At 59.5% G+C, this 11,992-nt stretch carries 12 protein-coding genes and 4 tRNA genes; 4 read left to right on the top strand and 12 right to left on the bottom strand.

Annotation, left to right across the window (positions count from 1 at the left end):
* Window positions 1-103: 103 nt before the first annotated feature.
* The 6 genes from ACZ5BO_RS11865 to ACZ5BO_RS11840 form a co-directional block, all read right to left on the bottom strand.
* Window positions 104-544, bottom strand: a complete 441-nt coding sequence (locus tag ACZ5BO_RS11865) for a VOC family protein (RefSeq protein WP_464699872.1) — start codon at window positions 542-544, stop codon at window positions 104-106.
* An 80-nt stretch (window positions 545-624) separates the two neighbouring features.
* Window positions 625-1,086: a DUF2214 family protein gene (locus ACZ5BO_RS11860; RefSeq protein ID WP_464701235.1), complete on the bottom strand. Its 462-nt coding sequence runs from the start codon at window positions 1,084-1,086 to the stop codon at window positions 625-627.
* A gap of 190 nt (window positions 1,087-1,276) precedes the next feature.
* Entirely contained in the window at window positions 1,277-2,743 is a 1,467-nt protein-coding gene (locus ACZ5BO_RS11855; protein ID WP_464699870.1) for a carbohydrate-binding protein, read from the bottom strand.
* A 40-nt stretch (window positions 2,744-2,783) separates the two neighbouring features.
* Window positions 2,784-3,413, bottom strand: a complete 630-nt coding sequence (locus ACZ5BO_RS11850; RefSeq protein ID WP_464699868.1) for a lytic polysaccharide monooxygenase auxiliary activity family 9 protein — start codon at window positions 3,411-3,413, stop codon at window positions 2,784-2,786.
* Between the two features lie 341 nt (window positions 3,414-3,754).
* Entirely contained in the window at window positions 3,755-4,105 is a 351-nt protein-coding gene (locus ACZ5BO_RS11845) for a hypothetical protein (RefSeq protein ID WP_025130171.1), read from the bottom strand.
* 91 nt (window positions 4,106-4,196) lie between these two features.
* Entirely contained in the window at window positions 4,197-4,517 is a 321-nt protein-coding gene (locus ACZ5BO_RS11840; protein ID WP_464699866.1) for a helix-turn-helix domain-containing protein, read from the bottom strand.
* A gap of 275 nt (window positions 4,518-4,792) precedes the next feature.
* On the opposite strand from ACZ5BO_RS11840, the gene ACZ5BO_RS11835 reads away from it, so the two are divergent.
* The 3 genes from ACZ5BO_RS11835 (at window position 4,793) to catB (ending at window position 7,433) form a co-directional block, all read left to right on the top strand.
* On the top strand, window positions 4,793-5,926 hold the full coding sequence (locus tag ACZ5BO_RS11835) for an RNA ligase RtcB family protein (RefSeq protein WP_464699864.1): 1,134 nt from the start codon (window positions 4,793-4,795) through the stop codon (window positions 5,924-5,926).
* On the top strand, window positions 5,926-6,543 hold the full coding sequence (gene prfH, locus ACZ5BO_RS11830; RefSeq protein ID WP_464699862.1) for a peptide chain release factor H: 618 nt from the start codon (window positions 5,926-5,928) through the stop codon (window positions 6,541-6,543). The genes ACZ5BO_RS11835 and prfH overlap by 1 nt, the downstream gene beginning before the upstream one ends.
* A 254-nt stretch (window positions 6,544-6,797) precedes the next feature.
* A complete protein-coding gene (gene catB, locus ACZ5BO_RS11825; RefSeq protein ID WP_464699860.1) occupies window positions 6,798-7,433 on the top strand; it encodes a type B chloramphenicol O-acetyltransferase in 636 nt (211 codons plus the stop codon).
* Between the two features lie 229 nt (window positions 7,434-7,662).
* Here the strand turns inward: catB and ACZ5BO_RS11820 are convergent.
* Window positions 7,663-7,739: transfer RNA gene (locus ACZ5BO_RS11820), tRNA-Val, on the bottom strand.
* Between the two features lie 187 nt (window positions 7,740-7,926).
* On the opposite strand from ACZ5BO_RS11820, the gene ACZ5BO_RS11815 reads away from it, so the two are divergent.
* A complete protein-coding gene (locus ACZ5BO_RS11815; RefSeq protein WP_025130176.1) occupies window positions 7,927-9,210 on the top strand; it encodes an NAD(P)/FAD-dependent oxidoreductase in 1,284 nt (427 codons plus the stop codon).
* 204 nt (window positions 9,211-9,414) lie between these two features.
* Here the strand turns inward: ACZ5BO_RS11815 and ACZ5BO_RS11810 are convergent.
* The 5 genes from ACZ5BO_RS11810 to ACZ5BO_RS11790 all read right to left on the bottom strand — a co-directional run bounded on the left by ACZ5BO_RS11810 (window position 9,415) and on the right by ACZ5BO_RS11790 (window position 11,957).
* A tRNA-Asp gene (locus ACZ5BO_RS11810) sits at window positions 9,415-9,491 on the bottom strand.
* Window positions 9,492-9,592: 101 nt separating this feature from the next.
* Window positions 9,593-9,669 (bottom strand) — tRNA-Asp (locus tag ACZ5BO_RS11805).
* A 59-nt stretch (window positions 9,670-9,728) separates the two neighbouring features.
* Window positions 9,729-9,804, bottom strand: a tRNA-Val gene (locus ACZ5BO_RS11800).
* Between the two features lie 168 nt (window positions 9,805-9,972).
* Entirely contained in the window at window positions 9,973-10,749 is a 777-nt protein-coding gene (locus ACZ5BO_RS11795) for an SDR family oxidoreductase (protein WP_464699858.1), read from the bottom strand.
* Window positions 10,746-11,957 (bottom strand): O-succinylhomoserine sulfhydrylase, encoded by a 1,212-nt coding sequence (locus ACZ5BO_RS11790; protein WP_464699856.1) that lies wholly within the window; start codon window positions 11,955-11,957, stop codon window positions 10,746-10,748. The genes ACZ5BO_RS11795 and ACZ5BO_RS11790 overlap by 4 nt, the downstream gene beginning before the upstream one ends.
* Window positions 11,958-11,992 lie beyond the last annotated feature (35 nt).

Below are 11,992 nucleotides of genomic sequence, written 5' to 3'. Positions count from 1 at the left end.
TGCCCCCCACCACTGACCATCGCCTGCTCCAGGCGACAGACCCGACCGCCGGTGCCCGGCGCGCGGCGCCATAACAGTGCAGGCGTCGCCCCGGGGCCAGCCGTCAGTTGCCGGCTTCCGGCTCCACCGCCTTGAACCCCAATCCCTGATTGAACCGCAGCAGGTAACCGTCCGGGTCCAGCACCAGCAGGTTCAACTGGCCACACAACACGCCGTCCTGCCGATACCAGCACTCCTCGATCTCCCTGCGCAAAGCAATACCGGCCTGCGCCATCGCGGCGGCCAGTTGCCGGATATCCGGACACTCGATCGACAAGTTCATTCCACGACCGAAAGGCGCCTGCAGAGGACCGACACGCCAGGCCGACTCCTGCTGATCATCCTGCTCGAGCATTAACTGGCTGCCATTGAAGGATAGAAAGGCAAAGAAGTGTTCCGGACGCTGATACTCCACCTTGAAACCCAGAGTATCGCGATAGAAAGTCAAACTACGCTCCAGGTCCGAGACCAGCATCTCTGGAACCAGGCTATTCATTTGAAACATCGAAGGCTTCCATTGCACATTGATCGAGCCGCGAGACTACTCTCAAGCCCTACTTGGACGCAGCCCCCGCTTACCAATGTTTACAACTGAGCCCAGGTCACCCCACGCGCCATGCCACTGGCCGCGACGACCAGCAATACCACCAGTAGCGCCTGCAAGTGACTGACACGGGCGAACCACACGGCTTGGCCTGTCTCGATCGCCCCACTTCGTCCCAGGGCGATGCGCCACTTGATCAGGGCAATCATTGGCCGGACTTCCAACAGCAAAATTGCGATGAACAACGCCATCTTCAGATGAAACAACGGCTGGTGCAGGTAATAGTCCGTGCCTTTCTCATAACCACCAAAGGCCCTCAAGAGGCCGGTGACCAGCAACACCAGCGCCGCCAGCCCCCAGATATTGTCCGCCAGCAACACAACGCGAGGCGCACCCTGCCCAGCGGCCAAGCGCCTGAACGCCGAGCCACGTGCCAGCACCGCAGCAAAAGCGCCGGCAAACGCCAGCAAATGCACAGCCGCCAACAACCAATGCATCAACATCGGGCTCATCTCCGCTTGACTGCTCGACAGACTCGGGTAGCTCAGTAATAGCTCATGAACAGACGATCTGCAGCGAACCTGCAACGAGCCAGAGGCAGACGCACACTGCACAAAAAAGGCGGCCCATCGCCGATCAACAAGATCGGCAATGGGCCGCCCGGTCATTTACAGCCTCAATGACCTGTACGGTTCAGCCGTGACTCTTCAGCAGTACCTTGCTCCACAGCGTAAAGGCCGCGGATGGCGTCCAAGCCGGATTCGAGGTGTGCTCCTGAAGACACAGGTAACGGCTGCCTTCATAAGTGACCCCATCTTCCTTGAGATAGTGCTGGCTAGTGCGCCACTCGGGAAAACTCGGGTCAACGACACCACCGGCAGTCCGGGTACTCACGCTACGACTGGGCAAGGACTCGCGCCCTTGAGTATCAGTGGCCGTGACGAAGTAGCTGTACTGGGTATCGGCGCTCAATCCCTGGTCCTCGAAAACCTGGGCCGGAGTCTGCCCCACCGCACGGCCATCGCGGTACAGGGTATAGAACTCCACCGGACGTACACCGCTGGAAAGGCTCCAGCTCAGACGGACGCTGTTGCGAGCGCTTTCCAGCACCTGCAGGTTGCCTGGAGCTCCGGGACGTTCCGGCTCGCTGCCATCACCATGAATCAGCGGTGCATAGCGATCACGAAACTCCCAGTTGTAGTGCACGCCTTGCCGGCTGATCCCTGCGTCCCAGTTCACCGACCAGGTCATCAAGCCCTTGATGGCGTGACCGGCACCCTGCAAACGCTTGAAGGCATTGCTCAGCGCAGTCGGATCGACGACGTAGCCGGTGGCCGCGGCGTCAACGTTGCTCGGCAGTCCGATCACCAGTTTGTCCGCCGCAATCGGCGTGTAGCCGCGGGTACCCGAGGCCAGGCTGTCGGTCAGGTAGAACAGGAAATCCTCCTTCATCGCGTCATTGTTCTGAGCGATCCAGGCCCCCTGTCCACCATTGGCCTCCTGCACCCAGAGCCCATCGCCGCCCTGGTTGTAGTACTGCGGCGCGACAAAGTCGTAATAGCCTTCCAACGCCTGCAGGTAAGCCACGTACTTGCCATTACTGGTCAGGTAGGGAAACTCCGGCGCCATGCTGATGATGAAATGCTTGCCTTGACCGGCGTAGTGATCCTTCACCAACTTCAGCGCCGCGGGCAGCACTGTCTTGTTGTCGGCAAAGTCGATGGCGCTCTGCTCCAGATCGATGTCCAGGCCATCGAAGCCATAGGTTTCCACCAGGCGGATAATTTCATTGGCCAGGGGCTGCTCGTTGCCCTTGTGCAATTCGATATGCGCATCGGCGCCGCCCAGGGAGATCAGCACCGCCCGCCCCTGGCTGTTGAGCACGCCGACCTGGCGCCGGAACTCGGCATCCGACAGGTTATAGGGCTTGAAGGTGGGTATGCCGTTGCCCTTCATGAAGGCCACCGCAACCACGTTGTACTCCTTGGGCACATCCAGCAGGCTCAGGTTGGCGAACTGGCCCTGCTGGTACCCGTCACCAGGGCCCGCCGCCCAGTTGTGCCAGAAGCCCATGAGGATTTTCTTGCCGGCAATGCTCGGCATCAGCGACGCAGCATCCGCCGCTTGACTCTTGATCAATGCAAAGTTGATTTTATTCACGTTCTAATCCTTCAGAACTGTTAAAGAACCTTAAGTGGGCTTATTTGAAGTCCAGATCGAAAGCCTGGTAAAAGCCGTTACCGGTGTTGGCAACGTTCCACACCAACACTACAACATGGTGGCCTCTCTTATTTTTCGGCAGCACAACTTCGTGATGCGTCTTGGCTTTCAATACCGAGCCAAATTTATCGAATGGCACTTCGGTATAAAAATCCTTATAGAAAGCCGCCGGCTCCAGTTGTGCACGGCTGATACGTTGTTTCGGATCCCAGCCATCTTTGGTGATGAACCAGCTGTAACCACGCGTCACGTGTGGCGCGCTATATTCCCATTGCACCTGAAACACCTGGCCCGGATCCACATTGACCATGGGCCAGGTGAAGGGGCGTCCGATTTTTTTTGTCATTTCTTCATCGGTGAAGTTGATGCAGTCACGTTCATCAACCTTGCCACCGCTTAGAATATGGCCGTCGGCGGGCGGCGCAACGCTTGCTACATCACTGTCGTAGGGCTTCGGAAACGGACCCGCGCCCAAGGCCGGGAAATTCTTCCCGCCCTCCATTTCGTTGACCTGCCAGGTTCCCAGCAGCCCCAGATCCACGGCTACCGAACCGCGGCTGGATGGCGAAACGACGCGACCATGTTTAAGTTGAGCTTGTGGCTTGTTCATATCTTTCACTCCATTGATTAATTAACTTCTGCTCCATGTTGAGCACTTTAAACCTAGCGCATTTTTTCTGGTTTTTTTCATAAAACAGCAAACTAACCATTCAGGACAAAACATTAATAATGGCGCAAACCCCATCACCCCTTAGACTTGCTTGTTCAAACTTACGCCTGGAATAGTCAATGTATTACACGCTTTGCCACACTAAGACCTGAGCATTCCCGGGAACAAGGCTTCAATTAGTGCAACTCACCGTGGACAGCCCCCCCAAAAAACAAAAACCCGGCCTGAGCCGGGTCTGTGTACCGATGAGATGAACGCCTGTAGTGAAAAGCCGCGCCGCGTTACAAACAGGTCGCCAACGCCGCCAAACGACGTTTCGAGACATAGCTGTCTTCGATTGCGTAGTAGTGAACAGTGGTTCCCGAGGCTTCGGCCTTGATATCGACGAACACCTCGGCGCCACGGGTGTACACGGTATATCCACCGACCTTGCCAGCTTGCAGATAGGCGGCGGCATCAACGCCAAAGACGGCTTCATCCTGCCAGGCGAACTGCACGCACTGCGCTACCAACTGATCCGCCTTGGCCGACGCCAGAGTCTTGCTGGGGGCAGCTGTTCGAGCCCTGTCCATGGTGGAGCTCGCACAACCCGCCAGCAAGACCGCCACCATCACTGCCATCAACACCCGCATGCTGTCACCTCGTCCTTAAAACGCGAGAGTATCGCTCAGGCGACGGAAAAAAGGCGCCCAGACCGAAGAAAAAGCCGGCTCAGGTGTGTTTTCAGCACTCGGCCAAGGAGGCTGCCAACTGGGCGATAGCCTCCTGATCCTCGTTATCGAGATGCCGATAATTCTCAATGATGGCGCGCTCATTGGTGTTCAGGCTGCCCTCGGGCAGCCTGGAGCGCTCCCCCGTCAACACATAGAGCAGGTCCACACCCTTGCGACCGATCGCCATCAGGTAATCGGTTTTGGGCATGCGCTCACCGCTCTCGTATCGCCCCTGGGCATTGGCCTCGACCCCACCGACAGCACCAAATTCCTGCTGGGAGAGCCCCAGGGCCTTGCGCTGCTCTTTCAACCGCTCGCCAAAAGTCTGCATGATCGTCCTCACCCAACACGCTGATGAAGTTACGACCGCCGACATAAGGGAACGTGCCTTTTGTTTGCGCACCCCATTGCCAGCCTCCAGGCAAAAGATTAACCTTCGCGCCCCTTCCCACACTTTTGCCAAGGAGATCCACCATGCAACAGCTGATCACCCCTTGCAGGACGTGCCTGGTTTAAACGCTGCAACCGCTATCCGATAGCGCCTTCGCTTAACCCCGCTTCGTCCTGCCATTACCTGAATTTATTTTTTCCAATCAGGAATTGGACATGGACAATTGCATCCGTCATTTGTCGAGCGGCATCTCTCTGATCGCCTCCGACACCACCTGGATCGAAGACAAAGCGCTCCAGCAACTGCACACCACCGCACAACTGCCCGGCATGCGCCAGGTCGTCGGCATGCCTGACCTGCACCCGGGCCGGGGCTATCCGGTAGGCGCGGCTTTTTTTTCCACCGAGGTGATTTATCCGGCACTGGTGGGCAACGATATCGGCTGCGGCATGGCGCTGTGGCAAACCGATCTTTCCAGCAAGCGCCTGAACCTCGACAAGCTGGAAAAGAAAATCGGCAACATCGACCGCCCCCTGGATGAACACTGGGACCAGGACCTCGCACAACTGGCGCTTCCTGCCAGCGGTCACGAACACTCACTGGGCACCATCGGTGGCGGCAACCATTTCGCCGAACTGCAACAGCTTGACGACGTATACGACACCCAGGCTGTGCAGGATCTGGAGCTCGATCCACAAGCCCTGTTGCTGCTGGTGCACAGCGGGTCTCGCGGCCTGGGAGAGGCCGTTTTGCGCCGCCACATGGACCAGCACGGCCACAACGGCCTGGACATGGCCAGCGCAGCCGGTGCCCGCTACCTGCAAGAGCACGATGAAGCCCTGGTCTTCGCCGAAGCCAACCGCCGCCTGATAGCCCAGCGCCTGCTACACAATCTGCGCGCCAAGGGCCGGAGCATCCTGGACATCAACCACAACCTGGTGTCCGCGGCGAACGTTGACGGCGTCCCGGGCTGGTTGCACCGCAAGGGCGCTACACCTTCGGACCAGGGCCTGGTGGTGATTCCCGGCTCTCGCGGAGACTACAGCTACCTGGTGAAACCCGATCCATCGCCAGTCAGCCTCTATTCGCTGGCCCATGGCGCCGGGCGCAAATGGCTGCGCAGCGACTGCAAGGATCGACTGGCAAACCGCTTCAGCTTCGATCAGCTCAAACGGACCCAACTGGGCAGCCGGGTGATCTGTGAAGATCGCGGGCTGATGTACGAGGAGGCTCCCGAAGCCTACAAGAGTATCGACACTGTCCTGGGCAGCCTGCGTGACGCCGGCCTGGTGAAGATCATTGCCCGGCTCAAGCCGGTACTGACCTACAAACGCCGGGGGTGCTGCTGATGATTCTTCTACAGCTTTCTTCCGCCCAGGGGCCGGTCGAATGCGAACTGGCAGTGACTCAGGCCCTGCGTCGACTGCACGATGAAGCCGAGGCACGGGGCGTACGCCTCGGCATCGTCGAGCGAGTTGCCGGCCAGGCTCGCGACACCTGCCGATCGGTGCTGGTCAGCCTTGATGGTAATCAGGCAGCAAGCCTTGCCGAGCACTGGACAGGCACCCTGCTCTGGACCTGCAAGAGCCCCTATCGTCCCGGCCACAAGCGCAAGAACTGGTTCTTTGCCGGGCAACTGTTCAGCGCGCCGGCGGAGAGCCTGGAAGGCGAGATCCGCTTTGAGGCCATGCGCGCTTCGGGCCCGGGCGGGCAACACGTGAACAAGACCGACTCCGCCGTACGCGCCACGCACCTGGCAACCGGCATCAGCGTGAAAGTGCAATCCGAGCGCAGTCAGCACGACAACAAGCGCCTGGCGCGCCTGCTGATCCAGCAACGCCTGGCAGCACGGCAACAGCAATCCGAAGATGACCTACGCCTGCAACGCCGCGAGGCCCATCACCGGGTCGAGCGTGGCAATCCGCGGCGCACCTTCAACGGCAGCACCTTTATTGCCCTGGACTGACCAGCCCTGCCACAAGGAGCCGGCAGGCTCCCCACCAAGGGCATCTGCCGCTCCGGGAGCCGAAGGAGCGAGATGATGTGCAAAAAATTTTTAACCCATCAAGACCACAAGTGCCAGAACACCCCGTCGATTCCTGGCATCCCGCACAACAGACAAGTACGTCAGCGCAGCCAGGCGAAAAGCCGGACTGCCAGTCGCACGATAGAACGCACGGCTGAAAGCCAGGCGCCTGAAGACATGGAGAATGAGCGGCGATGAGCAATTATTTCGAAAGCCCCTTCAAGGGCATCACACTTGAGCAGCAGGTGACCCATCCAAATATCCGGGTGGGTCGCTACAGCTACTATTCCGGCTACTACCACAGCCACAGCTTCGATGATTGCGCGCGATACCTCTCTCACGAGGCAGGAGCGGACCAACTGATCATTGGCAGCTTCTGCTCGATCGGATCAGGCGCTGCATTCATCATGGCCGGCAATCAGGGCCATCGGAACGAGTGGATCAGCACCTTCCCCTTCTATTGGATGAATGAGGAACCCTCCTTTAACGAAGCACTGAATGGATATGAACCCGCCGGCGACACCGTGATCGGCAATGACGTCTGGATCGGCTCAGAAGCCATTGTCATGCCAGGCATCAAGGTCGGCCACGGCGCCGTAATAGGCACACGCGCCCTGGTGACCCGAGATGTCGAACCTTATGCAATCGTCGGCGGCAACCCTGCCAAGACACTGCGCAAACGCTTTGACGATCGCAGGATCGAGCTGCTTCTTGAGATGGAGTGGTGGAACTGGACCAATGACCAGTTGAAGACGGCGATGCCGCTGATGACCTGTGCCAATGTCGAGGCGCTGCACGAGTATTGGCTAAAATCCATCCACCGCACTTGAGCGCGCTAATCTTTCCTGCATCGACAGTTCAGGGCGGCATTGATGCCCAGAGTGCTTTTCGAACGGCCGGTTAGAACAGTCGGATCCGGCGTCCCCGGATCAGTCACGAAAGGCCATCGACCCGACTGCCCGCCGAAGCACTCGATAGCCATTAAAATGCCCAGAAACAAAAAAGGGGTTCACCTTTCGGTGAACCCCTTCTAGACCGCCCAGCAGAGCGGATTTTGTTTGGTAGGCGCGATTGGACTCGAACCAACGACCCCCACCATGTCAAGGTGGTGCTCTAACCAACTGAGCTACGTGCCTGCTGTGAGGCGGCATTCTACGGAATTTCGAAGGGGTGTCAACACCTTTTTTTCAGCTAAGCCTATGAATATGCGAATTTTTTATTTTCAGGGCCGAGAAGAAGTTATGGCTCCCGTCTGGCAGCCAATTTGCAACTCAGGTAGCATCGGCGCACTCGTAAAATATATTAAACACATGAGGTCGCAGGATGGCGAACATTCCTTACCCACAGTCCTATTACGCCGCCTCGGCCAATGCGGCGCCAGAGCGGCCGTCGCTGCAAGGCGAGGTTGAAACCGATGTCTGCGTGATCGGCGCGGGCTACACCGGCCTGTCCAGCGCCCTGTTTCTTCTGGAGAACGGTTTTCGCGTAACAGTGCTGGAGGCCGCCAAGGTCGGCTTTGGTGCGTCCGGGCGCAACGGCGGGCAGATCGTCAACAGCTACAGCCGTGACATTGACGTGATCGAGCGCACTGTCGGCCCCAAGCAGGCGCAACTGCTGGGACAGATGGCCTTCGAGGGCGGCAGGATCATCCGCGAGCGCGTTGCCAAGTATCAGATCCAGTGCGACCTGAAGGACGGCGGCGTCTTCGCGGCAATGACCAGCAAGCAGATGGGCCACCTGGAGTCCCAGAAGCGCCTCTGGGAGCGCTACGGGCACACCCAGCTGGAATTGCTGGATGAGCGGCGGATTCGTGAGGTAGTGGCCTGCGATCAATACAAGGGCGGCATGCTCGACATGAGCGGTGGCCATATCCACCCGCTGAACCTGGCGCTGGGCGAGGCCGCGGCCGTGGAGTCCCTCGGCGGCACTCTGTACGAACAGTCCCCGGCGGTGCGCATCGAGCGCGGCGCCAATCCCGTGGTCCACACGCCGGAAGGAAAGGTACGCGCCAAGTTCGTCATCGTCGCTGGCAACGCCTACCTCGGCAACCTGGTTCCCGAGCTGGCAGCCAAGTCCATGCCATGCGGCACCCAGGTGATCACCACCGAGCCCCTGAGCGATGAACTGGCCGCCAGCCTCCTGCCCCAGGACTACTGCGTCGAGGACTGCAATTACCTGCTGGACTATTACCGCCTTTCCGGCGACAAGCGCCTGATCTTCGGCGGCGGCGTGGTCTATGGCGCACGTGATCCAGCCAATATCGAAGCGATCATTCGGCCAAAGATGCTCAAGGCCTTCCCACAACTCAAGGATGTGAAGATCGACTACGCCTGGACCGGCAACTTCCTGCTGACCCTGTCACGCCTGCCGCAAGTTGGCCGCCTGGGGGACAACATCTATTACTCCCAGGGCTGCAGTGGCCATGGCGTGACCTATACCCACCTGGCGGGCAAGGTCCTGGCAGAGGCCCTGCGCGGCCAGGCAGAGCGTTTCGACGCCTTCGCCGACCTGCCCCACTACCCCTTCCCTGGCGGCCAGCTGTTGCGCACGCCATTCACCGCCCTGGGCGCCTGGTACTACAGCCTGCGGGATAAATTCGGTTTCTGAGCAAAGGCTTTTCGCAGCCCCAAAAAAACCGCCATGCAGGCGGTTTTTTTATGGTTTGTCATCGCGGCCGACAACCACCGGAAAAACATGAATCCCGAAAACAAAAAACCCCGGTCTTTCGACCAGGGTCTTTGCTATCGATCCGAAACAAGCCTTCGGCTTTTTTCGTTGCTTCAAGGCGTTCAGTGATCCTTGAGGCAGATATGGCGCAGCGGACGGGACTCGAACCCGCGACCCCCGGCGTGACAGGCCGGTATTCTAACCGACTGAACTACCGCTGCGTATCGCTTGGACTTGCGTCCATGTGAACCTTTTGAATCGTCCGACTGATTAGCCTAGAGGCTTTTCAATCTCAAACCAGGCAAGCCTGATCTGGAAAATATGGCGCAGCGGACGGGACTCGAACCCGCGACCCCCGGCGTGACAGGCCGGTATTCTAACCGACTGAACTACCGCTGCGCGTCGGTTGGAGGCTTCTGTGGAAGCTTCCACCTTTCTTGCGAAAGGTACTCAGGAAGTGGTGGGTGATGACGGGATCGAACCGCCGACATTCTGCTTGTAAGGCAGACGCTCTCCCGGCTGAGCTAATCACCCTTTGCTTCGTTGAGGCCGCGAAATTTACGCAGGTATCGAAGCTAAGTCAATAGCAGGGTTGAAGTTTTTTTCAAAAACAGCGGTAAGCCCCACGCTTCAGGCCAGCAGCAAACACAACCACGTCAACAGGCCTTTCCCTGTCGCGTGAAGCGTGAAGCTCGCCACACCTTAGCCCTGATAAATCATTTTCCTGGTCATGCCGCCGTCCACCACGAATTCCTGGCCGGTGACAAAACCCGAATTGCGCGACAGCAGCCAGGCCACCATCGACGCCACATCCTCCACCGTCCCCACCCGCCCCGCAGGATGCTGGGTATGGTCGGCATCAGACAGAGGCTCGGCACGGCGCGCTGCAGGGTCACGGGCATCGATCCATCCAGGGCTGACCGCATTGACCCGGACCTCCGGGCCCAGGCTGATCGCCAGGGCGTGAGTAAGGGAGAGTAAACCACCCTTGCTCGCCGCATAGGCCTCACTGTCGGGTTCCGATTGCCGGGCACGGGTGGACGCCAGATTGACGATCGAGCCGCCATGGGCCCGCAGGTAGGGTGCACAATGCTTGGCCAGCAGCATCGGGCCACTCAGGTTCACGGCCAGCACCCGATTCCAGTACGCCAGATCCAGGCTTTCCAGGGTGATGTTGTGCGGCTCGGCCATAGCAGCGTTGCACACCAGGCCGTCGAGACGCCCGAACTGCCCCAGCACCTCGGCAATACCTCGAGCCACCTGTTCTTCATCCGCCACATCCATGGTGATGAACCAGGCGCTGTCACCCAACGCCTTGGCCACCTTGGAGCCCCGCTCCCGATCCAGATCAGCCAGGACCACCTGCCAGCCCTCACTGATCAGCCAGGCCGCGATACCAAGGCCGATTCCCCGCGCCGCGCCAGTAACCAGCGCGACACGACCGATGCCAGCCACCTGAGGTGCGGACAACTCGATCACAAGGCTGCCAACCCGCGGGCCAGGTCAGCCTGCAGGTCAGCCACATCCTCAAGCCCCACGGCGATACGGATCAGGCTGTCGCGAATACCCGCCGCTTCACGTTCCTGGGGTGCGAGGCGTCCATGGGAAGTGGTGCTCGGGTGGGTGATGGTGGTCTTGCTGTCACCCAGGTTGGCGGTAATCGAAATCAGGCGAGTGGCATCGATAAAGCGCCAGGCCCCCTCCTTGCCTCCCTTGACCTCGAAACTCACCACCGCGCCAAAGCCACGCTGCTGGCGCTTGGCCAACTCGTGCTGCGGGTGGCTGGCCAGGCCGGCGTAGTGCACCTTCTCGACTCCGTCCTGCCGCTCCAGCCACTCGGCCAGGGCCAAGGCATTGGAACAATGGGCGCGCATCCGCAGGTTCAGGGTTTCCAGGCCCTTGAGGAAAATCCAGGCATTGAACGGACTCAGGGTCGGCCCCGCGGTACGCAGGAACCCCACCACTTCCTTCATCTGCTCGCTGCGCCCCGCCACCACGCCGCCCATGCAACGACCCTGGCCGTCGATGAACTTGGTTGCCGAGTGCACCACCACGTCGGCCCCCAGCTTCAGCGGCTGCTGCAAGGCCGGCGTGCAGAAACAGTTGTCGACTACCAGCATTGCGCCCTTGGCGTGGGCCACCTCGGCCAGCGCGGCGATATCCACCAACTCAGCCAGGGGATTGGACGGCGACTCGACGAACAGCAGCTTGGTATTGCCCTTGATTGCCGCATCCCAGCCGGAGAGATCCGCCAGGGGTACATAATCGACTTCCACACCAAAACGCTTGAAGTACTTCTCGAACAGACTGATGGTCGAACCGAACACGCTGCGCGACACCAGCACATGATCACCCGCACTGCACAAGCTCATGACCACCGACAGAATCGCTGCCATGCCGGTGGCCGTGGCCACCGCCTGCTCCGCACCTTCCAGCGCTGCGATACGCTCCTCGAAAGAGCGCACGGTCGGGTTGGTGTAACGGGAATAGACATTGCCCGGCACTTCGCCAGCGAACCGTGCGGCCGCATCGGCGGCCGTGCGGAACACATAGCTGGAGGTGAAGAACATCGGATCACCGTGCTCACCTTCCGGCGAACGGTGCTGGCCGGCGCGCACCGCCAGGGTATCGAACGCTACGCCTTCAAGGTCGCTGTCCAGCCGACCGGCATCCCAATCCTGACTCATGCCGCCTACTCCTAATGTCTTCTTGAATGCTCTGA

The sequence above is a fragment of the Pseudomonas sp. FFPRI_1 genome (genome assembly GCF_055384485.1).
The sequence above is the reverse complement of the archived record's forward strand: the minus strand, read 5'-3'. Positions and strand labels throughout refer to the sequence as shown.